The organism is Streptomyces sp. NPDC107765 (genome assembly GCF_055657085.1).
In genome coordinates, this window is sequence record NZ_JBVKBL010000006.1 from 339,500 (window position 1) to 361,631 (window position 22,132).

Genomic DNA, 22,132 nt, shown 5'->3' on the forward strand with positions numbered 1-22,132 from the left:
CCGTGGGCGTACATCCACGGGTTGATGCCGCGTGGGTGGTGACCGGTTAGTCTCGCGGCGTGAACCGCATAACGATCACTGTGCTGCCTGCGCGCAGGGCGCACTGCGGCCCTGTCCGCAGGAGGACATGCCGCCCATGACGAGAACGAAGGCCGTGGCCTGGGCGGGAGGCGCCTCCTACCTCCTCATGGTGGGTCTGCTGGTGGGGGGCGCGCCGCGCGCGTCGGGGACGGTCCACGGCGTCGGGGCACTGCTGGCCGTGAGCTTGCTCGTCGGCGTGCTGCGGCAAAGGCCGTTGCTGGCTCTGGCCCTGACACTCTTCGGATCCGCCGCCGTGGTGGTGGGCACTCCAAGCTCCCTCCACAAGAGTCTGGCGGTGGCGTACCAGGGCCAGTTCCTGTCGTTCCTGGCGGTGGACCTCATCCTGGGCTTCCTCGTGGCCCACTGCGCACGGCGGATCTCGATCGTCGCCGTTTCGGTGTCCTTCGTCGTGCAGTTGCTGGAGATCGGCCTCTTCGCGCACGGGGACAACCTGAGCGTCAACGGAGTGATCGCTCTCCTGGCGATGTCCGCCTCCTGCATCGCCGGTCTGCTCCGCCGCGAGCGTCGCGAGCACGCGGTGGCGCTGCGTTCGCAGGAGGTGGCCGAGGCCGTGACCGCCGAACGGCTGCGGATCGCACGGGAGTTGCACGACATGGTCGCGCACAGCATCGGCATCATCGCCATCCAGGCCGGTGTGGGGACCCGGGTCATCCAGACCCAGCCGGCGGAGGCCCGCGAGGCCCTGCGCGCCATCGAGGCCACCAGCCGGGAGACCCTGTCGGGACTGCGGCGCACCCTGGTGTCGCTACGTCAGGCCGAACGGGACGTGACCGCCTCGAAGCAGTCCCCGCTCGCCCCCGCGCCGGGACTGGCGGACATCGAGCGGCTGGCGGCGGCGACCGCTGACGCGGGGGTACGCGTCGACGTGCGCCGAACCGGCGATCACCGCCCGCTGCCCGCCGACATCGACCTGTCCGCCTACCGCATCGTGCAGGAGGCGCTGACCAACGTGGTCCGCCACGCCGGCACCGGCCGTTGCCGGGTGGCGATCGACCACGGGGACGAGGAGCTGTTCGTGGAGGTCGTCGACGAGGGGCGTGGCGTCACGGGCAACGGCTCGGCCCACGGCTTCGGCCTCATCGGCATGCGTGAGCGGGTCGGCCTGCTGGGCGGCCGGCTCAGCACCGGCCCGCGCCCCGAGGGGGGCTACCGGGTAGCGGCCCGGCTGCCGCTGCCCGCGCCCGTCGCAGTGCCGGTGGAGGCCCGATGACCGTCCGGGTGCTGCTCGCCGACGACCAGCCGCTGGTGCGGTCCGGTCTGCGCGTGATCATGGCCGACCACCCCGACCTGGACGTCGTCGGTGAGGCCGCCACCGGCTCCGAAGCGGTCCGGCTCGTCGGCGACCTCCGCCCCGACGTCGTGGTGATGGACATCCGGATGCCCGGCATGGACGGGATCGAGGCCACCCGCCTGATCACCGCCGGCCCGGCAACGACCCGCGTGCTCGTCCTGACCACCTTCGACGAGGACGACCATGTCTACGGCGCCCTCCGGGCCGGCGCGAGCGGCTTCGTCGTCAAGGACATGGCGCTGGACGACATCCTCGCGGCGATCCGCGTGGTCGCCGCGGGCGATGCACTGATCGCGCCGGGGGTGACGCGCCGTCTGATCGCGGACTTCGTCAAGGCCCCCGAGGCCGCCCCGACGCGCTCCCTACGGCCGGTCGACGGCATCACCGAGCGGGAGAGGGAAGTACTGACCCTGGTCGGACGCGGCCGGTCGAACCCCGAGATCGCGGAGGACCTCTTCATCACGGTGGCCACCGCCAAGTCCCACGTATCACGCCTGCTCACCAAACTGAACGCCCGTGACCGCGTCCAACTCGTCATCACCGCCTACGAGATGGGGCTCGTCACGCCGCCCCGCTGATCGCCTGCCCGGACCCATGACGCACATCACGACCAGGTCGGGGCACCGACCCGTCATGGTTTCCGCGTGGGTTGACCGGTGGTCCAGTTCCAGTTCGTGATCGTGTCGCGCTCCAACCGGGCGATGGTGCGGCTGAGTGACGGCTGAGCGATTCCGCGTCGCCATTCCGCCAGGGTCATCACGCCATAGCGATATTGGTCTTGGATGTGATGACTTGGATCATGACGTCGTGAGCGAGCAGCGAGGGTGGGGCGGCCCGTGCCCGACCGGCGTCGCTGCCCAGGAGATGCGTCAACGTGGGCTGAGCCTTTTGACCATGATGTGCTCCCTGCGTCCGTCCGGCAGTACCTCACCCACCGGCCCGGTGTCGTGAAATCCGTTGCGCCGGTAGAGCGCGAGGGCGTTGTCGTTGCCGGGCCTGACCGCGAGGTGCAAGGTTCCGGCTCGCGTCCGGCGCGCCCACTGTTCCACCGCCCGGAGCAGGTGATCTCCCACGCCCTGCCCCCGCGCGTCCTTGCTGACCCACATCGAGATCAGCTCGACGACATCACTGTCCGGGCCCGGGACACCGCTGATCATCCCGACCGGCTTGCCGTCGAGTACGGCGGCGAGATGGTGTGAACCGGGGATGCTCAGGCGGCCACGCCATCGCTCCTCGCGGTCGCCCTCGCCCTGCCAGTCCGCGAGCCGGGACCCGAACGCATCCGGCGCGTCCGTGAGCGCGGCGATCCGCAACTCTCGCCACACGGTCCAGTCGTCCGCCGTCAGCACCTGCAACTCGATCATGCAGGGAGACTGCCGCCCGGATGCGGTCGACGGCAACTCCCTTTCGGGCTCGGAAATTCCCTACCGCGGCGGCCGGGGAGGGCGGAGACTCGTCCCATGGCTGACATGGGGTCGTTTCGGGAGGCGGTCACCGCGTGGGCGGCCGGTGGCCCCGGTGACCCCGCGCGCGAGGTGGCCGCCCGGCTGCCCGTACGGGCGGTGGTCCTGCTCGAAGGGCTGAGTGACGCCGCGGCGGTCAGCGCGCTGGCCGCGCGCCGCGGCCGGGACCTGGCGGCCGAAGGAATCTGCGTCCTGCCGATGGGCGGTGCGATGAGCGTCGGCCGTTTCGCCCGCCTCCTCGGGCCCGCCGGCCTGGGCCTCCGCCTCACGGGACTGTGCGACGAGGCGGAACGCCGCTATTACGCCCGGGCCTTCGGGCAGTCCGGTGCAGCACAGCAAGGGTTCTTCGTCTGCGCGGCGGATCTGGAGGACGAACTCATCCGCGCGCTCGGCGTGACACGCGTGGCGGAGCTCGTCGGGGCGGAGGGCGACCTGCGCGCCCTGCAGACCTTCCTGCGCCAGCCCGCCCAGCGGGGCCGCGCCTCACAGCAGCAGTTGCGGCGTTTCCTCGGCACGAAGAAAGGCCGCAAGATCCGCTACGGCCGCGTCCTCGTCGAGGCCCTCGACCCCGACCGCGTACCCGCCCCACTCGACGACCTGCTCACCAGCCTCTGACCGCTGGGCGACGTCGAGCTCGGTGGAAGGGCGTCGGTAGGGGTGCCTCGGTGGTGTGTCGGGGCGACGTCGCCTGGTGTCTCATGGCGCTGGCGGAAGGTGCGCCGGTAGGTGTCCGGTGGTACGCCGAGCGTGCGGTTGAAGTGCCGGCGCAGTGAGGCGGCGGTGCCCATGCCGGTGACCGTGGCGATGGCGTCGATGCTGTCGTCGGAGTTCTCCAGGAGTTCTTGGGCGCGGTGGATGCGTTGGGTGTGCAACCACCGTAGGGGCGTGGTGCCGGTGACGGCGTGGAAGTGCCGGGCCAGGTTGCGGGGGCTCATGTTCGCCTGACGGGCGAGGTCCTGGACCGTCAACGGCTGGTCGAGACGGGCCAGGACCCAGGGGAACAGGGCAGCAAGCGGGTGGGGGCGGGGGTCGGGGAGGGGTGTGGTGACGAACTGTGCCTGGCCTCCGGGGCGGTGGGGTGGCACCACCAGATTGCGGGCCACCGCGTTGGCGATCGCCGAGCCGTGGTCGAGCCGCACCAGGTGCAGGCAGAGATCCATGGCGGCGGCCTTGCCCGCGGAGGTGAGCACAGTGCCGTCGTCGACGTAGAGCACGTCCGGATCGACGTGCACGGCGGGGTATCGGGTGGCCAGTGCCTTGGCATGGGCCCAGTGTGTGGTGGCGCGCCGTCCGTCCAGCAGGCCCGCGGCGGCCAGGACGAACGCCCCGGTGCACAGCGAGACCACCCGGGCACCGGCCTGGTGTGCCGCACGGACCGCGTCGAGGAGTTCGCCGGGCGGTTCCTCGTCGAGGTGCGCGTAGGCGGGGACGATCACGGTCCGGGCGTCCGGCAGCCGGTCCAGCCCTTGGTCGGGTTCGAGCCGGAAGTGTCCGCCGACCCGGGCGCCGGGCGGCCCGCAGACCGTCAACTCGTACCAGGGATCGGCTATGGCGGACCAGTCGACGCCGAAGACTTCGCAGGGCGCGGCGAGTTCTAAGTGGCGCACCCCGTCCGTGACGGCGAGCGCGACCGTGTGCGGGGCCGGGGCGACGGTAGTCATGTCCGGAACTGTACGAGGCATGGCATTCCTGCCGCTCGTCGTTCCGCTCCGCCGCAGGCACGCTGTCCGCGAGAGATCACTCGATGACGACAGGAGGACGCATGCGATCCCCTTCCCAGGTGGCGGTCTTCGGCGCCTATGGACACACCGGCCGCTTCGTGGTGGCCGAGCTCCTCGAGCGCGGCCTGCGCCCCGTCCTGACCGGACGCGACGCCGAACGACTACAGGAACTCGCCCGGGCCCACCCCGGCCTCGATGTGCGGCCGGCGTCCGTGGAAGACCCCGGCTCCCTCGACCGCGCGCTGGCCGGCACGGCGGCCGTGATCAACTGCGCCGGCCCCTTCGCCACCACGGCCGGCCCCGTGATCGAGGCGGCACTGGCCGCCCGGATCCCCTACGCAGACATCGCGGGCGAAGTGGAGGCCGTCGCCGACACCTTCGCGCACTACACGGAGCCGGCGCGCGCCGCCGGCCTCCCCGTCATCCCCGCGATGGCATTCTTCGGTGCCCTGGGCGACCTGCTGACCACCGCCGCACTGGGCGCTCGGCCCGCGGCCGACGAGGTGTCCCTCGCCTACGCACTGAGCAGTTGGCACCCCACGGCCGGGACCCGCGCCTCCAGCCAGGTCTCCCGACAGCGCCGCAACGGCCGCCGCCTCGTCCACACCAACGGCACCCTCGCCTTGCGGACCGATCAGGCCCCGACCACCCAATGGGACTTTCCCCTTCCCCTGGGCAAGCAGACCGTGGTCGCCGAGTTCACCACGGCGGACAGCATCACCCTCTCCCGCCACCTCCCCGTCCGGCACCTCCACACCTACATGACGGCCGCCGCGGTCACGGACGTCTTGGCCCCGGATGCCGAACCTCCGGTCCCCGTCGACGCCAAGGGGCGCTCCGCTCAGACCTTCCTGGTCGAGGTGGTCGCACGCGTCGGCGACACCGAACGGCGCGCCACCGCCCGCGGCCAGGACATCTACGCCGTCTCAGCGCCCCTGGTGGTCGAAGCGATCCACCGCATTCTCGACGGACGCGTCAAGACGGCCGGGGTCGCAGCACCCGGCGAGATCTTTGACGCCCCCGACTTCCTCCGGGCGTTGTCACCCCACCTCACCGTCGAGTTCGACCCGTCCCCGGATCGGTAGTCGGCAGCCGCCTTACGCCCGCTCGCCCCCAACTCATCCTGCGGATCACGGGTTGCGACACTTCGTCGTGAGGTACGACTGTTTTTCGATCAACGGGGAGAGAGCAATGCACTCATTCGACCGGGGACTGGTCCTGGGCAGCGGAGGTCCCGTGGGCACGGCCTGGATGGCCGGGCTGGCCTATGGGTTGCACCGTGATGGGGTGGATCTGGGGGAGGCCGACCTGTTCGTCGGCACGTCGGCCGGCGCGATCGTCGCTGCGCTGCTCGCCACGGGGCAGGACCTCGGGCGGGTCGCGACTGTCCCGGCTCGCCCGGCCGGTCGTCGGCCCGAGGTCGATCCGGCGCGGATGGGTGCGGTGTTCGCCGTGCTCGGTGACCGTGGCCTGGAGCCCGGGGAGGCCAGGCGCCGAGTTGGCCGGCTCGCGCTCGACAGTGCCGACCAGGAGGCCGAGGAAGCGCTGATCGCGGGGCGGGGCGCCCTGATCGGTGCGCACGGGTGGCCGGAGCGCCGGATGCTGATCACCGTGGTGGACGCCACCACCGGTGAGCCCGTGGTGTGGGACCGCGACAGCGGCGTGCCGTTGGTGCACGCCGTGGCGGCCAGCAGCGCTTTCCCCGGGGCGGCGGCGCCGGTTGCCATCAACGGCCGGCGGTACATGGACGGTGCACTGCGGTCGGGCACCAACGCCGATCTCGCGGTCGGAGCCCGCATGCTGGTGGTGATCGAGCCGATGGCGCACCTGTATCCGCGTGCGTTGCTCGACCAGGAGTTGGCACTCGTGGGGGCGGAAACCGTGCTGACCGTCGGCCCCGATCCGGCCTCCGTGCGTGCTTTCGGCCCGGACCTGAATGACCGGGCTGCCTGGGCACCGGCGTATCAGGCGGGCCTTCGCCAGGCGGAAGAGGTCGGTGGGCGGCTCCGATCCGAGTGGGGGAGAGGCTGACGGGAGCTGATCGCCGCGTCAGAGCGTGGGGCCCAAGGGGTGCGCCGACGGACGGGGGACGCGTGAGGCGGCGTCCGTGCCGGGGGCGAAGAGCCGCAGGGCGCCGGTGAGTTCGAGTACGCGGTGCGCGATGGGGCTGGTTGCCAGGAGGGAGACGGTCTTGCCGTGCTGAAGCGCCAGCTGACGGACGGCGAGGAGGACCTTCACGCTGGAGCATGCCCAGAAGGAGACCTTGCTGAGGTCGATCGCGATTCCGCGGTCGGAGCAGCTCAATGCGCTGGTGAGGGAGGTTTCGAGGGTCTCCTCGCAGCCGTGGTCGATCTCGCCGCGCAGTGCGACCACGGTCTCATCGGTGTGCGGATCGCTGTAGATCGTCACGAGACACGGCGAACTCGCCGGGTCGCTGACGGACTTCTCGGGTTGCGTGGGCGGCTGCGTCCTCCATGCGCGCCCTGTCGCAACCGCCTTTTCCCGAGCATCCACCTCGTAGCCCTCCTTCGGAGACCTGCCGACGCCGGAACATCAACACACGCAACGCAGTACACGAAATATATGTCATGTATTCAGTGTCGGCCAAGGGCGCCTTAAGATTGCCTCATGGGAGTGCCAGACCCTCACAACGGATGGACGTTCATCACCAACCACGCGCGCGTGCTGGCTGCCATCGCCGATGACCCGAACGCCCGCATTCGCGACATCGCCGCGCACTGTCGGCTCACCGAGCGCGCCGTCCAACGGATCATCGCTGACCTTGAGCAGAACGGTTACTTGTCCCACAAGCGCGAGGGACGCACGAACACCTACCGCATCGAGGAGGGGAAGGTGCTGCGGCACCCGGCGGAAGCCGGGCTCACCGTCGCCTCCCTCCTCTCGCTCCTGGTCCAGGACGAAGCCCGCCGCAGCGGTCAGCCGACCCAGCCGACCTCGCGGGCCGATGCGTAGGCCGATCTTCAGGGCCGACCGCCCGCGTGCGGTGGGGGACGAGGCGTGTCGGCTCAGGTTACGGTCAACCCCAGGTCGGCGGAGAGCCGGTGGCGGTGCCAGGTCGGGGGGCCGAAGAGCTGGGCCGCGCTGTGTGCGCGCTTGAGGAAGCGGTGGGCGTCGTGCTCCCAGGTGATGCCGATGCCGCCGTGCAGTTGGACCATCTCGCCCGCCACCGTCGAAAGGGCCTCGGAGCAGGCGGACTTGGCGACGGCCGCGCAGCGGGTCAGCCTCGGTGAGTCCGCGGCGGCCGCGAAGGCGGCGCCGAGTGCGGCCGAGCGCGCCGACTCCACGAGGACGTACGCGTCCGCCAGCCGGTGCTTGACCGCCTGGAAGGAGCCGATGGGCCGGCCGAACTGGATGCGTTCCTTGGCGTAGCCGACCGTGAGTTCCAGGGCGCGCTCGGCCGCGCCGACCTGCTCGGCGGCGAGCGCCGCGCAGGCCAGGTCCAGGACGTGCGCCAGGACGCGGTCGCCCGCACCGTCCGTGCCGATGAGCCGGCCCTCGGCGGCATCGAGCCGCACGCTTGCCTGGGCCCGGGTTTGGTCCATCGTGACCACGGCGTCACGGCGGAGCCCCGCGCTGTCCACGGCCACTTCGAAGAGCGAGACCCCGGCGGCCGTACGGGCCGCCACCAGCAGCACGTCGGCCTCGGCCCCGTCCAGCACATGCTCCTTGGTCCCGGTGATCCGCCAGGCCCCGTCGGGCCCGGGGACGGCTCCGGCCCGGATCGACGCCGGGTCCCAGGAACCCTGCTCGGCCCACGCCAGGCTCCCCACCGCGCGGCCCGCGGCGAGACGCGGCAGCAGCCGCGCGCAGACCGCCTTGTCACCTGAGGCGAGCAGCGCCTGCGCCGTGAGCACCGCGGAGCCGAGGTAGGGGACGGGACTCAGCGTTCGCCCCAACTCCTCCAGCACGGCGTGGACCTCCCGGGCCCCGCAGCCCGCGCCACCGTACTCCTCGGGGACGGCGAGTCCCGCGACGCCGATCTGCTCGGTCAGGGGCCGCCAGGCCGCCGGACCCTCGTGGCGTGCGAGCAGCGAACGCACGGCGGACCGCAGTTCTTCCTGTTCCTCCGTCAGCCTCACTCGTCTGCTCCTTTCCGTTCGGCGCGCCGCCCCCAGTCGCCCGGTGCGTCTTTGTCGAAGGCCGGTGCTCCGCCCCTGCGCCCCGGGGAGCGGGGGCGTGGGAATCACGGGGCTCAGGGGGCGAGGACGCGGGCGCGGCAGGCGGCCGGGGTTCCCCAGGCGCCGCGCAGTGCGCGGGCCTTGCGGATCCAGAGGGAGAGGTCCAGCTCCTCGGTGTAGCCGAGGGCGCCGTGCAGATGGAGGGCGGTGCGGGCGGCAGAACAGGCGGCCTCGCAGGCGGACACCTTGGCCGCCGCGATCTCGGCGCCCGACGACTCCGCGTGCCCGGCCAGCGCCAGGGCCGCGGCGCGCACCAATGGCTCGGCGAACTCCAGGGCGATCAGCGCGTCGGCCAGACGGTGCTTCACGGCCTGGAACGAGCCGATCGGGACTCCGAACTGGGTGCGTTGCCGGACGTAGGCGACCGTCCGGGCCAGCAGAGCCCGGCCCAGCCCGAGGGCCTGCGCCGCCGTCGCCAGGGCCGCGATCTCGGCGGCGTGCGCGGCCGCTGCGGACACCCGTGGACCGCGCGCCAGTACGGTGCCGCCGAGCGGTCGGGACAGGCGGCGCGCGGGATCGGCGGACGGCTGCACCGGACCGGCTGCCTCCGTCAGGCGGACGGTGTCGCCGTCGACGACGAAGACCGCGTCGGCGGAGTCGGCGTCCAGGGCGTACGGACTCCCGCCGGATCCGGAGGCGGCCCCAGGGCCGGATCCGGAGTCGGGCCCGGAGATCAGGCACAGCGAGGCGGCGGTCCTGCCGGACGCGATGCCCGGCAGCCAGGTGGCTGCCGCCGCCTCGTCGCCGAGCGTACCGAGCCGGTCCAGCAGGGCCGCCGCGGCGGCCGTCTCGACCACCGGGCCCGGCACCACGTGGCGGCCCAACTCCGTGAAGGCTACGGCGAGTTCCGTCGGTAGCGGGCCGAGCCCGTCGTGTCGTTCCGGTACGGCCAGGGCGAACACTCCGGCCTCGGCCAGCCGGGCCCAGACGGCGCGGCCGGGCGCGGTGTCCCCGGCCGCCCAGGCCCGTACGACTGCCGGGGTGTCCGCGGCCGTGAGCATGGCGTCGAGCGAGCGGGCGAAATTCCGCTGCTCGGCGTCGAGGAGGAACCGCATCACCGGCGTCCCTTCGGAAGTCCGAGCAGCCGCTCGGCGATGATGTCGCGCTGGATCTCGTTGGTGCCGGCGTAGATCGGCCCGGCGAGGGAGAACGTGTAGCCCTCGGACCAGCTGCCGTGCGCGGGCGCCTCCTCGGCCTCGTCCGACAGCTCGCCGTAGGGGCCGAGCAGGTCGAGGGCGGTCTCGTGGAGGGCGATGTCCAGTTCCGACCAGAAGACCTTGTTGAGGCTCGACTCGGCGCCGAGGGCACTTCCCGCCGCGATCCTTGATGCGTTGGCGTAGCTGAAGAGCTGGTACGCGCGGGCGCGGATCACCGCGTCGGCGACCCGGTCGCGCAGTGCGGTGTCCGCCTGATCGGCCCGGTCGCGCCACAGCGCGGTCAACCGCTCGGCGGCGGCCGTGAAGCGGCCCGGACTGCGCAGCGTCAGCCCGCGCTCGTTGCCCGCCGTGCTCATCGCGACCCGCCAGCCCTGGCCGGGCTCGCCGAGCACGTCCTCGTCCGGTACGAAGACGTCCGCGAGGAACAGTTCGGCGAAGGCGGGCTTGCCGTCGAGGCGGCCGATGGGCCGCACGGTCACGCCGTCCGCGTCCAGCGGGAACATCAGGTACGTCAGCCCCCGGTGCGGCGTGCCCGCCGCCAGGCCGTCCTGGTCGCTGCGGAAGAGGCCGAAGGCCCGGTCGGCGAAGGCGGCCCGGGACGACCAGGTCTTCTGGCCGTTCAGCAGCCAGCCGCCGTCGGTCCGTACGGCCGTGGAGCGCAGCGAGGCGAGGTCGGAGCCGGACTCCGGCTCGGACCAGGCCTGGGCCCAGATCACCTCGCCGCTCGCCATGGGCGGCAGGAGCCGGGCCCGCTGTTCCTGTGTGCCGTGCTCGAAGAGGGTGGGCGCGAGGAGGTTGATGCCGTTCTGGCTGACCCGGCCGGGCGCACCGGCCGCGTAGTACTCCTCCTCGAAGACCAGCCACTGAAGGATCGAGGCGCCCCGGCCGCCGTACTCCTCGGGCCAGGAGACCACCGACCAGCGGTCTCCGAACAGCATGTGCTCCCACTCCCGGTGTGCGGCGAAACCCTCGGCGGTCTCCAGGGAGGGCAGGGGCACCGGCGGCACATGGGAGGCGAGCCAGGCGCGGGCCTCGGCGCGGAACGCGTCCTCCGCCGCCGTGAAGTCCAGGTCCATCAGCCGGACGCCTTTCCGGGGAAGGGGGGCTGCCCCTCGGCATGTTGCCGCATGGCCTGGATGTCCATGCCGCCCAGCGAGTCCCGTGCGACCTCGGCGTTGTGCGCGTGCGCCACGTGGTGCAGTCCGAAGACGGAGTCCAGCCCGGTGTGCAGGCCCTGCAGGTCCTCGGCCTGGTTGACCGCGCGCTTGGTCAGGGCCAGTCCCAGCCGCGGCATCTCCGCGATGCGCAGCGCCAACTCCCGTACAGAATCCTGTAGTTGCTCGCGCGGGACGACCCGGTTGACCATGCCCACCTCGTATGCCCGGCGGGCGCTCATCCGGTCGCCGGTGAAGAGGAACTCCTTGGCGATGCGCGGCGGCATCACCCAGGGGTGGGCGAAGTACTCCACACCCGGGATGCCCATCCGCACCACCGGGTCCGCGAAGAAGGCGTCCTCGGTGGCGACGATCAGGTCGCAGACCCAGGCGAGCATCAACCCGCCCGCCACACAGGCCCCTTGGACGGCGGCGATGACCGGCTTGGGCAGCTCGCGCCAGCGGCGGCACATGCCGAGATAGACCTCGGACTCGCGTGCGTAGCGGCTCTCGGCGCCCTCCTTGTCCGAGTGGTCCCACCAGAGCCCGGCCTTGCGGTCGAACGGCAGATGGGCGTCCCGCTCCGGGGTGCCGATGTCATGGCCGGCCGAGAAGTGCTTGCCCGCCCCGGCGAGCACCACGACCTTCACCTCGTCGTCGCCGGCCGCGCGGGAGAAGGCCCGGTCCAGGGCGTAGGTCATCGCGGAGTTCTGGGCGTTGCGGTAGTCGGGCCGGTCCATCGTGACCAGGGCGACGGGCCCCTGGCGTTCGTAGCGGACGGGCCCTGAGGGCGCAGTGCGGGCAGCGGACATCCGCCCCTCCTTCCCTAACAATTGTTTGGTAGGTTAACGTACCGGCCCTCGGCCGTCGAGAAGTCGATCCGCCGGAACGCCCGCCCACGAGAGCCGTCCGGAGCCGCCCATGAGCAGCAGCGTCGAGGAGTTCCGCACCGGGTTCCGCGCCTGGTTGCGGGCCCATCTCACCGGCGAATTCGCCGGCCTGCGCGGACGCGGCGGCCCCGGCCGGGAACACGAGGCCTTCGCCGAACGCCTCGCCTGGGAGCGGCACATGGCCGCCGCGGGCTGGACCTGCGTCGGCTGGCCGGAGGAGTACGGCGGGCGGGGCGCCACCCTCGAACAGCAGGTGGCCTGCCACGAGGAGTACGCCCTCGCCGACGCCCCCGCCCGGGTGGGCCACCTCGGCGAACAACTCCTCGGCCCCACCCTGATGGCCTTCGGGACCCCCGAGCAGCGGAAGCGCTTCCTCCCCCGGATCCGCACTGTCGAAGAGCTGTGGTGCCAGGGCTACAGCGAGCCGGACGCCGGATCGGACCTGGCGAACGTACGCACCCGGGCCGAGCTCGACGACGAAGCGGACGAGTGGGTGGTCACCGGCCAGAAGGTCTGGACCTCACTCGCCCACGCATCCGACTGGTGCTTCGTCGTCGCCCGCACCGAACCCGGCTCCACCCGCCACCACGGCCTGTCCTACCTGCTGGTCCCGCTCGACCAGCCGGGCGTGGAGATACGGCCGATCACCCAGCTCACCGGCACCTCCGAGTTCAACGAGGTGTTCTTCGACGGCGCCCGCACCGCCGCCGGGAACCTCGTCGGAGCGCCGGGCGAGGGCTGGCGGGTCGCCATGGCCACCCTCGGCTTCGAACGCGGGGTGTCCACCCTCGGCCAGCAGGTCGGCTTCCGGCGCGAACTCGAATCCCTCATCGAGCTGGCGAAGCGCAACGGCGCCGCCCGGGACCCGCTGATCCGCGACCGCATCGCCCGGGCCTGGACCGGCCTGGAGATCATCCGCTGCAACGCGCTGCGCATGCTCGACGGTGTCGCGGCCGGCGCCCCCGGCCCCGAGGCGTCCATCGGCAAGATCTTCTGGGCCACCTGGCACCGCGACCTGGGCGAACTCGCCATGGACGTGTGCGGCGCCGACGGTATGACGGCCGTCGGAGCGCCGTACGACCTCGACGACTGGCAGCGGCTGTTCCTCTTCTCCCGCGCCGACACGATCTACGCCGGCTCGAACGAGATCCAGCGCAACATCATCGCCGAGCGCGTGCTCGGCCTGCCGAAGGAGGTTCGCCCATGAGGAGGCCGCCGAGCACCGACCGGGGGTACGGGGGGCGCCCCCCGGAAGACCGCAGCCTCGGCCTGCCGAAGGAGGTACGGCCATGAGCGCCCCGCCCCCGTATGTGCCCGGCCACCGGCTGCTTGCGGGCCGCACCGCCGTCGTCACCGCCGCAGCGGGCGCCGGAATCGGCGGCGCCACCGCCCGGCGCCTCCTCGAAGAGGGCGCGAGCGTCGTCATCTCCGACGCCCACGCCCGCCGCCTCAAGGAGTCCGAGGCGGAGCTGGCCGCCGGGTTCGGCGCGGACCGCGTCGCCGCCCTGCCCTGCGACGTCACCGAGGAATCCCAGGTCGCGGCCCTCTTCGAACTGGCCGAGGAGCGCCACGGCCGGCTCGACATCGTCGTCAACAACGCCGGGCTCGGCGGCACCGCCGACCTCGTCGACATGACCGACGAGCAGTGGGACAAGGTCCTCGACGTCACCCTGAACGGCACCTTCCGCTGCACCCGCGCCGCGCTGCGCCGGATGAAGGCCGCGGGCAGCGGCGGCGTCATCGTCAACAACGCCTCCGTCGTCGGCTGGCGGGCCCAGCAAGGCCAGTCGCACTACGCCGCCGCCAAGGCCGGTGTCATGGCCCTCACCCGCTGCGCCGCCCTGGAGGCCGCCGACTACGGAGTGCGGGTCAACGCCGTCTCGCCGAGCCTCGCCATGCACCCCCATCTGGTGAAGGTCACCACGCCCGAGCTGCTGGAGGAGCTGACCGCCCGCGAGGCGTTCGGCCGCTACGCCGAGCCCTGGGAGGTGGCCAACGTCATCGTCTTCCTCGCCAGCGGCTACTCCTCGTACCTCACCGGGGAGGTCCTGTCGGTCAGCAGCCAGCATCCGTGAGGCGACGGTGGCCGGGTCTCCCCAGGCCGGCGGTAGCAGTGGCCGGCGGAGGACCGCGAGGAGCCCGGCGCCCGAGCGGCGCGGGGAACTCCTGGCCACCGCCGCCGAGGTGTTCGCCGCGCAGGGTTACCACGCCACCACCGTCCGCGAGATCGCGGACGCGGCGGGCATGCTCGCGGGCAGCCTCTACTACCACTTCGACTCCAAGGAGTCGATGCTCGACGAGATCCTCGTCACCTTCCTGGACGAGCTCCGGGCCCGGTACGACGCCGTACTGGCCGCCGGACTCGGCCCCAGGGAGACCATCGAGGCCCTGGTCACCGAATCCTTCCGGGAGATCGCCCGGCACCGCGTCGCCGTCGCCATCTACCAGCAGGAGTCCCCGCACCTGCGCACCCATCCCCGCTTCGGCTACCTCACCGACGCACAGCAGAAGTTCGAAAGGGCGTGGCTGGGCACGCTGGAGCGCGGCGTGGCCGCCGAGGACTTCCGCGCCGACCTCGACATCCGGCTCACCTACCGCTTCGTGCGCGACACCGTCTGGGTCGCCGCCTCGTGGTACCGGCCGGGTGGACAGCACAGCCCGGAGGAGATCGCCCGCCAGTACCTGTCGACGGTGCTGGAGGGCATCGCCGTCCGGGAATGAGGCACGACCCGAAAAGTCCGGGAATGACGCACGGTCCGAGAACGTAGACAAGGAACAGGGAAGAAGAGGAGTGGCCATGGCCGAGGCATACATCGTCGAGGCGGTCCGCACCCCGGTCGGCAGGCGGAACGGCGGGCTGGCCGCCGTCCACCCCGCCGACCTGGGCGCGCACGTCCTGAAGGCGCTGATGGAGCGCGCCGGAGCCGACCCGGCGGCCGTCGAGGACGTCGTCTTCGGCTGCCTCGACACCGTCGGCCCGCAGGCGGGGGACATCGCCCGCACCTGCTGGCTGGCCGCCGGGCTGCCGGAGGAGGTCCCCGGCGTGACCGTGGACCGGCAGTGCGGCTCCTCCCAGCAGGCCCTGCACTTCGCCGCCCAGGGTGTCCTCTCCGGCACCCAGGACCTGGTCGTCGCGGGCGGCGTGCAGAACATGTCCCAGGTGCCGATCGCCTTCGCCAGCCGCCAGGCCGCCGAGCCGCTCGGCCTCACCCAGGGCCCGTACGCCGGCTCCGAGGGATGGCGGGCCCGGTACGGCGACCGGCCCGTCAACCAGTTCCACGGCGCCGAGCTGATCGCGGAGAAATGGGACATCTCCCGCCGTGCCATGGAGGAGTTCGCCCTGCGCTCGCACCAGCGAGCCGTCCGCGCCATCGACGAGGGCCGCTTCCACCGCGAGACCGTCCCGTACGGCGACGTGACCACCGACGAGGGTCCGCGCCGGGACACCACCCTGGAGAAGATGGCCGGCCTGAAGCCGCTGACCGAGGGCGGCCGGCTCACCGCCGCCGTCTCCTCCCAGGTCTCCGACGGCGCCTCCGCCCTGCTCCTCGCGAGCGAGCGCGCCGTACGGGAGCACGGCCTGACGCCGCGCGCCCGCATCCACCACCTCTCGGTACGCGGCGAGGACCCGATCCGGATGCTGTCCGCCCCCCTGCCCGCCACCGCGTACGCGCTGAAGAAGGCCGGGATGACCCTCGACGACATCGACCTCGTCGAGATCAACGAGGCCTTCGCCCCGGTCGTCCTCGCCTGGCTGAAGGAGACCGGCGCCGACCCGGAGAAGGTCAACGTCAACGGCGGCGCCATCGCCCTCGGCCACCCGCTGGGCGCCACCGGCACCAAGCTGATGACGACCCTGCTGCACGAACTGGAGCGCACCGGCGGCCGATTCGGTCTGCAGACGATGTGTGAGGGCGGCGGCCAGGCGAACGTCACGATCATCGAGCGCCTCTGACCCCCATCGATTCAGCTTGCGAGGGGGAGGGTGTGCAGTGTGTGCCGCGCTTCGGTCATGACGCGGTGGACGAGCTCGGCGCAGGACGGCAGGTCGTCGATCAGCCCCGCGACCTGACCCGAGGCCATCACCCCGAGATCGGTGCGGCCCTCGACCATCGAGGCCTTGAGCAGCATCGGGGTGTTGGCCGCCAGCAGTACCTGACTCCACGTCAGGTCCTTGCCGTGCTTCATGGCCAGACCGTCGCGCACCATCTGCGCCCAGCTCATGCCCGAGCCGCGTCGGAACGCGGCGGCGTGGCGCACCGCCCGCAGCAGCGCCGCCACCCGCCCCGAGCGCTCCAGCGCGTCGACCAGCTCGCTGCGCAGCATCCGGTGCGGCAGGCCGTCGACCTTGGTGGTGACGGTGATGTCCTGGACCGCCGCGGCCAGGTATCTGGCCTTGACCGCGTCCGGGACGGTGCTGTCGGAGGTGAGCAGGAAGCGCGTGCCCATGGCGATCCCGGCGGCGCCGTAGGCCAGCGCGGCGACCAGGCCCCGGCCGTCGTGGAAGCCGCCGGCCGCGATCACCGGGATGTCCACGGCATCGACGACCTGGGGGAGGAGGACCGTGGTGGCCACGTTCCCGGTGTGGCCGCCGCCCTCGCCGCCCTGCACCACCACCGCGTCGGCGCCCCACGCGGCGACCTTCTCCGCGTGCCGCCGGGCGCCGATCGACGGGATGACGACCACCCCGGCGTCCTTGAGCCGGGCGATCAGTTCCCGGGAGGGGGCCAGGGCGAACGAGGCGACCTTCACGCCCTCGTCGATGATGAGGCGGACGCGTTCGGCGGCGTCGCCCGCGTCCGCCCGCAGATTGACCCCGAAGGGCGCGTCCGTACGGGACGTGACCTCGCGCACCGCCGAACGCAGCTGGTCGACGGTCATGGTGGCGGAGGCGAGGATGCCCAGCGCGCCCGCGCCGGCGGTGGCCGAGACGAGCCGGGGGCCGGCCACCCACCCCATGCCGGTCTGCACGATCGGGTGCCGCACCCCGACGAGCTCGGTCAGCGGGGTCTCGATCCTGACCGTCTCGATCCTGGCGTCCGTCATGAGGACGGCACCTCGCGCTCGCGCAGGCCCTTCGGGTCCACCACCTCGCGGATCAGCCGCAGTTCCTCGGCGGTGGGCTCGCGGGTGTACGGCACCTCGTCCGGGACGGTGAGCGCGAAACCGGTGGCCTCGGCGATCTGCTCGACCGTGCCCCCCGGGTGCAGCGAGCGCAGCCGCATCGTGCGGTCCGGGGTCTCGAAGTCGAAGACGCCGAGGTCGCTGATGACCTCGGGGATGCGGTGGTAGCGGCTCGCGGACGGGCCGGCCGCGGCGGCGCGGTCGTAGCCGACGCCCGACACCATGTCGACCCGCTCGACGAAGACGCGCGGGGAGTGCCGCGGGACCCAGTAACTGGTCGGATTGTTGAGCGTGTTGATCGGCGCCCCGCGGACCCCCAGCAGTTGGCGCGTGGGCCGGGCCCAGTCCCCGATGCAGCTGATGTTCTGGTTGCCGTGCCGGTCCAGTTGGCTGGCGCCCATCATCACGTGCCGCCGCCCGGTGGCCACCAGCGCCAGGTGCTGACGGTACGGCAGCCATCCCTCGACCACCTCGGCCCGGGCGCCGACCGCCGGTACGTCGGCGATGAGCAGGGCTTCGCCGTCCGTCAGCAGCAGGTCGGGGGAGAAGGTGAGCCTCGCCAGCCGGGCGCCGATCACCGGGATCGTGCCCATGGGACTGGCCAGCACCTCGCCCGCGTCCCGCCAGGCCTCGGCGCAGGCCACCACGCAGTACTCGGCCCGGGTCGCCGTCGTCGCGCCGCTGCTCATGCTTCCTCCTCGTGGAACGCCGCAACGGCGGCCTGGTACGCGTCCTCGTCGTCCGACACGAACCTCCCCCAGCCACCGCTGGGAGGCGCCCCCATGCTGAAGGCCCGCCAGCCCTCGGGCTCGCGGGCGGCCCGGGCGTAGGCGCGCTGGAACGCCTCGTCGCGGTCGTAGTCGGGTGCGCAGGAGGTGAAGTGCGCGCCGTTCGGGGTCTCCACCACGCCGTGCACGAACGCCCGCTTGACCAGCAGTGACTGCGGGCCGTGCGCCTTGAGCAGATCCGCGGTGTCCACGATCCGCTCGCAGGAGAGGTACGCCCGGTCGGCGGCCTGGCAGAAGAGATCGTCGAAGTACGGGTCCGGGCCCAGGTACTGGCCGTTGCCGTGCACGTCCGCCCGGTTGAGGTGCACCAGCGCGGCGTCCAGTCGCAGGGCAGGGACGGCGACGAGCTCCTCGCCGTCCTCGTAGGGGGACCGGACCGTCCGCAGCTGCGGGTTGACGGTCATCACGTCCGAGGCGATGCCGGCGCGGACCGGCATGAACGGCAGCCGGTGCGCGGCTGCGGTCAGGCCCCACATGACCATGGCCTCGTCCAGCTCCACCATCGCGAACGCGGCGCGCTGTCGGGCCGCCCCGAAGTGGGGCTCCAGCGGGATCGAGTCCAAGGTGGCGAAGGGGGCGACCAGTGTGCGGATCTTCCCGGCGGCGGCGAGCAGTCCGACGTCGGGACCGCCGTAACTCACCACCGTCAGATCGGTGAGCTCGGACCGCAGCAGCGCGCGCACCAGTGCCATCGGCTTGCGGCGCGAGCCCCAGCCGCCGATGCCGAGGGTCATGCCGCTCTCCAGCCGGCCGACCACCTCCTCGGCGGTCATCGTCTTGTCCCTGCTCATGGCTGCCGCTCCTTTCCGGTGGCGGGCCCGGCGTCGGAGTCGGTTCCGGCGTCGGTGCCGAACGTGCCGCGGAGCCGGTCGGCGACGCCGCTGAGGTTGGCCTCGAAGGTGAAACCCTGCTCGAAGCGGTAGCTGCGGCGGACGTCCACCGGGTCGATACCGTTGATCGCGGCCTTGGCGAGGCGGATCAGAAAACCGTCCTTGGCGGCTATCTCGCGGGCCAACTCCAGTGCTGCGTCCGGGAGTTGCTCGCGGGGCACCACCCGCCACACCGAGCCGTGCCGGTGGAGCTCCTGCGCGGTGGCGGTGCGGGAGGTGTAATACAGCGCCCGCATCAGGTGGTGGGGGACCAGCCGGGCCAGATGGGTGGCCGCGCCCAGCGCGCCCCGGTCCAGCTCGGGCAGGCCGAAGGTGGCGTCCTCGCTCGCCACGATCGCGTCCGCGTTGCCGACCAGCCCGATCCCGCCGCCCAGGCAGAAGCCGTGCACGGCGGCGACCACCGGCACCTCGCAGTCGTAGACGGCGGCGAACGCGTCGTAACAGCCGCGGTTGGCGCCGATCAGGGCCTGGTGGCCGTCCGTGCGCTGCATTTCCTTGATGTCGACCCCGGCGTTGAAGCCGCGGCCGGCGGCGCTGAGCACCACGCAGCGCACCTTCGGGTCGGTCCCGGCGGCGCGTACGGCGGCGGCGAGGTCGTACCAGCCCTGCACGGGAAGGGCGTTGACCGGAGGGAAGTCCACGGTGACGACGGCGACGCCCTCTTCCGGGGCGGAGGTGGAGACACCCATGAGCAGATCAGCTACCTTTCCACCAAACATTTGTTAGGCGCAAGGTAGCAGCGGTCCGCCCGCTGCGGGAGGTGTGCATTGGCAGCGATCACCGATCTGTCCGGCCAGGTCGCCGTCGTCACCGGGGGAACCCGGGGCGTCGGAGCGGGAATCACCCGCGCCCTGCTCGCCGCCGGGGCCGAGGTGGTGACCTGCGCACGACGCCCCCCGGACCGTCCCGTCGAAGCGGCCGGGCGCACCGCCCGTTTCCTCCCGCTCGACGTGCGCGACCCGGACGCGGTCGACGCGTTCTTCGACCGGGTCCGCGACGACCACGGCCGGCTGGACACCCTGGTCAACAACGCCGGCGGCACCCCGTTCCGGCTGCTCGCCGACAGCGACCCCCACCACGCCGCCCGGCTCGTCGCCCTCAACCTCGTCGCCCCGCTGACCGCCTCGCTCGCCGCATACGAGCTGATGCGCGGTCAGGAGCGCGGCGGGTCGATCCTCATGATCGGCAGCGTCAGCGGGACCCGGCCCTCACCGGGCACCGCGGTCTACGGCGCCGCAAAGGCGGGCCTGGACAACCTGGCCCGCTCCATGGCAGTGGAATGGGCACCCCGGGTGCGCGTCAACACCCTCGTCCTCGGCATGGTCCGCACCGAACTGTCCCCTCTGCACTACGGCGACGAGGACGGCGTCGCCTCCGTCGGCCGCACCGTCCCTCTCGGCCGGCTCGCCGAGCCCACGGAGGTCGGTGACGCCTGCGTCTTCCTCGCCTCGGACCGGGCCGCGTACATCAGCGGCGCGAGCCTGCACGTCCACGGCGGCGGGGAGCGGCCGGCGTTCCTCGACGCCGCCACCGTCAACAACTGACGACACCAGCTGATCCGAAGGGAACGTCATGACCGGAATCTGCACCGGACGCGTCGCCGTCGTCACCGGAGCGGGCCGGGGGCTGGGCCGCGCGCACGCCCTCGCCTTCGCCGCCGAGGGGGCGAAGGTCGTCGTCAACGACCTCGGCGTCGGCCTCGACGGCACCGGAGGGGCCGCCGGCCCGGCCGAGCAGGTCGTCGACGAGATCCGCGCGCGGGGCGGAGAGGCCGTCGCCCACGGCGGCGACATCGCCACCACCGACGGCGCCGCCTCCCTCGTCGCCACCGCCCTGGAGACCTTCGGCCGCCTGGACACCCTCGTCAACAACGCCGGATTCCTGCGCGACCGCATGCTGGTCAACCTCGACGAGGACGACTGGGACGCCGTCATACGGGTCCACCTCAAGGGACACTTCCTGCCCCTCAAGCACGCCGCCGCGCACTGGCGGGCCGAGGCGAAGGCCGGCCGCGCGCCCGAGGCCCGGGTGGTCAACACCAGCTCCGGGGCCGGCCTGCTCGGCAGCGTCGGCCAGGGCAACTACTCCGCCGCCAAGGCCGGAATCGTCGGCCTCACCCTCGTCGCGGCCGCCGAGATGGGCCGCTACGGCATCCAGGTCAACGCGATCGCCCCGGCCGCCCGCACCCGGATGACCGAGCAGACCTTCGCCGACACCATGGCCGCGCCCGACGGCGACGGCTTCGACGCGATGGCCCCCGAGAACGTCTCCCCGCTCGTCGTCTGGCTCGGGTCCGGCGCCAGTGCCGGGGTCACCGGGCGGGTCTTCGAAGCGGAGGGCGGACGGATCACCGTCATGGCGGGCTGGCGGCCCGGCCCCACCGCCGACCGGGGCGCCCGCTGGACCCCGGCCGAGGCGGGCGACACCGCCCGCAAGCTCCTGGCCGACGCCGAGCCCCCGCAGCCGGTGTACGGAGCGCAGTAGCAGCCGCCGTACCCGCCGCCGGTCCGGGAGGGGGAGGGCCAGCAGCTGAAGGTCAACTACTCGACCCACGCCCCGTGTTCACCACCGTCCGCGAGGCACTGCGCCTGCGCTGACCGCAGCAACCCGCCCAGGGGGTCATGGCCGGGGGGGGCGGCGAGCATGGCACGGGTGAGACGGGCGGTGGTCCGGTGCCACCGCCCGGCATCCCGCAACATGGCGTGCCGGCCCCGGGACATGGTGAGGAATTGAGTCTCCGCGCCTGCCTGTCGCGCACGTTCGCTGAAGTCGCGGGAGCCCTGGTAGTCGGTTGTCCGGTCGCGGGCATCGTGGAGCAGCGCGAGAAGCTTTCCCCGCAGATGGGACACCGGTTCCCCAGGTGGGCACCAGGGCGCCAGCGCGATCACGCCGCGGACCGCCGGATGACCTCCGGCGTGCAGTGCCGCCCGACCGCCCATGGAATGGCCGATGAGGACGATCGGCACGCCGGGGCAGTGCGCCACCAGATCGTCGAGTGCTTGCCGAGCGTCCCGGGCGGCGTCGGCGGCCTCGCCGTTCCAACCGCGATAGCGGTAGCGCACGGACGCGAGCAGGACGTCGTTCCCCTCCGCCGCCCGCGCGACGGCACCCAGGAAGGGCCGCATGCGCAGGGCGGGGAGGTTCAGCAGCGGTAGCGGGTCGGTGCTGTCGGCCCGGCCACCGTGCAGGAACAGCACGGCGGACCGCGGGGCGGTGGGGCCGCGGTGGACGACGAGCCGCCCGCGCGCGGAATCCCGTCGCGGACTGCCGTCCTGCGCAGCGTCGCTGCCGGTGATCATCGGTCGTGATCCTTTGCGTTGCGGGGCGAGGGGTGACCGAGAAGGGCACCCGCC

Annotated in this window: 23 protein-coding genes and 1 pseudogene; 12 read left to right on the forward strand and 12 right to left on the reverse strand. The window is 72.4% G+C overall.

The window, feature by feature from the left end; translation table 11 throughout:
- Nucleotides 1-136: 136 nt before the first annotated feature.
- Together ACZ7MX_RS17850 and ACZ7MX_RS17855 are read left to right on the forward strand one after the other, a co-directional pair.
- Nucleotides 137-1,312, forward strand: a complete 1,176-nt coding sequence (locus tag ACZ7MX_RS17850; protein WP_472133083.1) for a sensor histidine kinase — start codon at nt 137-139, stop codon at nt 1,310-1,312.
- The gene (locus ACZ7MX_RS17855; protein ID WP_472133085.1) at nt 1,309-1,971 is read left to right on the forward strand and encodes a response regulator; all 663 of its coding nucleotides are present in this window, start codon (nt 1,309-1,311) and stop codon (nt 1,969-1,971) included. Before ACZ7MX_RS17850 ends, ACZ7MX_RS17855 begins: the two co-directional genes overlap by 4 nt.
- A 291-nt stretch (nt 1,972-2,262) precedes the next feature.
- On the opposite strand, the gene ACZ7MX_RS17860 is transcribed toward ACZ7MX_RS17855, so the two are convergent.
- On the reverse strand, nt 2,263-2,757 hold the full coding sequence (locus ACZ7MX_RS17860; RefSeq protein ID WP_472133087.1) for a GNAT family N-acetyltransferase: 495 nt from the start codon (nt 2,755-2,757) through the stop codon (nt 2,263-2,265).
- 96 nt (nt 2,758-2,853) lie between these two features.
- Here ACZ7MX_RS17860 and ACZ7MX_RS17865 point away from each other — a divergent pair, with 96 nt between their 5' ends.
- Nucleotides 2,854-3,471, forward strand: a complete 618-nt coding sequence (locus ACZ7MX_RS17865) for a TOPRIM nucleotidyl transferase/hydrolase domain-containing protein (protein ID WP_472133089.1) — start codon at nt 2,854-2,856, stop codon at nt 3,469-3,471.
- A gap of 74 nt (nt 3,472-3,545) precedes the next feature.
- Here the strand turns inward: ACZ7MX_RS17865 and ACZ7MX_RS17870 are convergent.
- Nucleotides 3,546-4,517 (reverse strand): annotated as a pseudogene (locus ACZ7MX_RS17870) (helix-turn-helix domain-containing protein); the annotation flags it as partial.
- Between the two features lie 101 nt (nt 4,518-4,618).
- Between ACZ7MX_RS17870 and ACZ7MX_RS17875 the strand changes: the two are divergent.
- Together ACZ7MX_RS17875 and ACZ7MX_RS17880 are read left to right on the forward strand one after the other, a co-directional pair.
- Nucleotides 4,619-5,662, forward strand: coding sequence for a saccharopine dehydrogenase family protein (locus ACZ7MX_RS17875; protein WP_472133091.1), 1,044 nt, complete (start codon nt 4,619-4,621; stop codon nt 5,660-5,662).
- Nucleotides 5,663-5,768: 106 nt separating this feature from the next.
- A complete protein-coding gene (locus ACZ7MX_RS17880; RefSeq protein ID WP_472133286.1) occupies nt 5,769-6,608 on the forward strand; it encodes a patatin-like phospholipase family protein in 840 nt (279 codons plus the stop codon).
- Nucleotides 6,609-6,626: 18 nt separating this feature from the next.
- Here ACZ7MX_RS17880 and ACZ7MX_RS17885 read toward each other — a convergent pair whose 3' ends face one another.
- The gene (locus tag ACZ7MX_RS17885) at nt 6,627-6,986 is read right to left on the reverse strand and encodes an STAS domain-containing protein (RefSeq protein WP_472133093.1); all 360 of its coding nucleotides are present in this window, start codon (nt 6,984-6,986) and stop codon (nt 6,627-6,629) included.
- Between the two features lie 219 nt (nt 6,987-7,205).
- Between ACZ7MX_RS17885 and ACZ7MX_RS17890 the strand changes: the two genes are divergently transcribed.
- Nucleotides 7,206-7,550, forward strand: coding sequence for a helix-turn-helix transcriptional regulator (locus tag ACZ7MX_RS17890; protein ID WP_472133095.1), 345 nt, complete (start codon nt 7,206-7,208; stop codon nt 7,548-7,550).
- 53 nt (nt 7,551-7,603) lie between these two features.
- On the opposite strand, the gene ACZ7MX_RS17895 is transcribed toward ACZ7MX_RS17890, so the two are convergent.
- The 4 genes from ACZ7MX_RS17895 to ACZ7MX_RS17910 all read right to left on the reverse strand — a co-directional run bounded on the left by ACZ7MX_RS17895 (nt 7,604) and on the right by ACZ7MX_RS17910 (nt 11,899).
- The gene (locus ACZ7MX_RS17895; protein WP_472133097.1) at nt 7,604-8,677 is read right to left on the reverse strand and encodes an acyl-CoA dehydrogenase family protein; all 1,074 of its coding nucleotides are present in this window, start codon (nt 8,675-8,677) and stop codon (nt 7,604-7,606) included.
- A 113-nt stretch (nt 8,678-8,790) separates the two neighbouring features.
- Nucleotides 8,791-9,831, reverse strand: a complete 1,041-nt coding sequence (locus tag ACZ7MX_RS17900; protein WP_472133288.1) for an acyl-CoA dehydrogenase family protein — start codon at nt 9,829-9,831, stop codon at nt 8,791-8,793.
- Complete coding sequence (locus tag ACZ7MX_RS17905; RefSeq protein WP_472133098.1) at nt 9,831-11,009, reverse strand: acyl-CoA dehydrogenase family protein; 1,179 nt, start codon at nt 11,007-11,009, stop codon at nt 9,831-9,833. Before ACZ7MX_RS17905 ends, ACZ7MX_RS17900 begins: the two co-directional genes overlap by 1 nt.
- The gene (locus ACZ7MX_RS17910; RefSeq protein WP_472133100.1) at nt 11,009-11,899 is read right to left on the reverse strand and encodes an enoyl-CoA hydratase; all 891 of its coding nucleotides are present in this window, start codon (nt 11,897-11,899) and stop codon (nt 11,009-11,011) included. The genes ACZ7MX_RS17905 and ACZ7MX_RS17910 overlap by 1 nt, the downstream gene beginning before the upstream one ends.
- A 109-nt stretch (nt 11,900-12,008) precedes the next feature.
- On the opposite strand from ACZ7MX_RS17910, the gene ACZ7MX_RS17915 reads away from it, so the two are divergent.
- The 4 genes from ACZ7MX_RS17915 (at nt 12,009) to ACZ7MX_RS17930 (ending at nt 15,932) form a co-directional block, all read left to right on the forward strand.
- Nucleotides 12,009-13,184: an acyl-CoA dehydrogenase family protein gene (locus ACZ7MX_RS17915; protein WP_472133102.1), complete on the forward strand. Its 1,176-nt coding sequence runs from the start codon at nt 12,009-12,011 to the stop codon at nt 13,182-13,184.
- 82 nt (nt 13,185-13,266) lie between these two features.
- On the forward strand, nt 13,267-14,052 hold the full coding sequence (locus tag ACZ7MX_RS17920; protein ID WP_472133104.1) for an SDR family oxidoreductase: 786 nt from the start codon (nt 13,267-13,269) through the stop codon (nt 14,050-14,052).
- 7 nt (nt 14,053-14,059) lie between these two features.
- Complete coding sequence (locus tag ACZ7MX_RS17925) at nt 14,060-14,698, forward strand: TetR/AcrR family transcriptional regulator (RefSeq protein ID WP_472133106.1); 639 nt, start codon at nt 14,060-14,062, stop codon at nt 14,696-14,698.
- A gap of 76 nt (nt 14,699-14,774) precedes the next feature.
- Nucleotides 14,775-15,932 carry an acetyl-CoA C-acetyltransferase gene (locus ACZ7MX_RS17930; protein ID WP_472133108.1) on the forward strand — a complete coding sequence of 386 codons (1,158 nt, stop codon included), beginning with the start codon at nt 14,775-14,777 and terminating at the stop codon, nt 15,930-15,932.
- Between the two features lie 11 nt (nt 15,933-15,943).
- Here the strand turns inward: ACZ7MX_RS17930 and ACZ7MX_RS17935 are convergent, their stop codons facing one another.
- Genes ACZ7MX_RS17935 through ACZ7MX_RS17950 form a run of 4 tightly spaced genes read right to left on the reverse strand, consistent with a single transcriptional unit; the run spans nt 15,944 to nt 19,468 of the window.
- Nucleotides 15,944-17,023 (reverse strand): NAD(P)H-dependent flavin oxidoreductase, encoded by a 1,080-nt coding sequence (locus ACZ7MX_RS17935; RefSeq protein WP_472133110.1) that lies wholly within the window; start codon nt 17,021-17,023, stop codon nt 15,944-15,946.
- Nucleotides 17,020-17,790: a CoA-transferase subunit beta gene (locus tag ACZ7MX_RS17940; protein WP_472133112.1), complete on the reverse strand. Its 771-nt coding sequence runs from the start codon at nt 17,788-17,790 to the stop codon at nt 17,020-17,022. Before ACZ7MX_RS17940 ends, ACZ7MX_RS17935 begins: the two co-directional genes overlap by 4 nt.
- Nucleotides 17,787-18,680 carry a CoA transferase subunit A gene (locus tag ACZ7MX_RS17945; protein ID WP_472133114.1) on the reverse strand — a complete coding sequence of 298 codons (894 nt, stop codon included), beginning with the start codon at nt 18,678-18,680 and terminating at the stop codon, nt 17,787-17,789. The genes ACZ7MX_RS17940 and ACZ7MX_RS17945 overlap by 4 nt, the downstream gene beginning before the upstream one ends.
- Nucleotides 18,677-19,468: an enoyl-CoA hydratase family protein gene (locus ACZ7MX_RS17950; RefSeq protein WP_472133116.1), complete on the reverse strand. Its 792-nt coding sequence runs from the start codon at nt 19,466-19,468 to the stop codon at nt 18,677-18,679. The genes ACZ7MX_RS17945 and ACZ7MX_RS17950 overlap by 4 nt, the downstream gene beginning before the upstream one ends.
- 78 nt (nt 19,469-19,546) lie before the next feature.
- Here ACZ7MX_RS17950 and ACZ7MX_RS17955 point away from each other — a divergent pair, with 78 nt between their 5' ends.
- Both ACZ7MX_RS17955 and ACZ7MX_RS17960 read left to right on the forward strand, forming a co-directional pair.
- Nucleotides 19,547-20,323 (forward strand): SDR family oxidoreductase, encoded by a 777-nt coding sequence (locus tag ACZ7MX_RS17955; protein ID WP_472133118.1) that lies wholly within the window; start codon nt 19,547-19,549, stop codon nt 20,321-20,323.
- A 28-nt stretch (nt 20,324-20,351) separates the two neighbouring features.
- A complete protein-coding gene (locus ACZ7MX_RS17960) occupies nt 20,352-21,263 on the forward strand; it encodes an SDR family oxidoreductase (protein ID WP_472133120.1) in 912 nt (303 codons plus the stop codon).
- Nucleotides 21,264-21,319: 56 nt separating this feature from the next.
- On the opposite strand, the gene ACZ7MX_RS17965 is transcribed toward ACZ7MX_RS17960, so the two are convergent.
- Nucleotides 21,320-22,078: an alpha/beta hydrolase gene (locus ACZ7MX_RS17965; RefSeq protein WP_472133121.1), complete on the reverse strand. Its 759-nt coding sequence runs from the start codon at nt 22,076-22,078 to the stop codon at nt 21,320-21,322.
- Nucleotides 22,079-22,132: the final 54 nt, after the last annotated feature.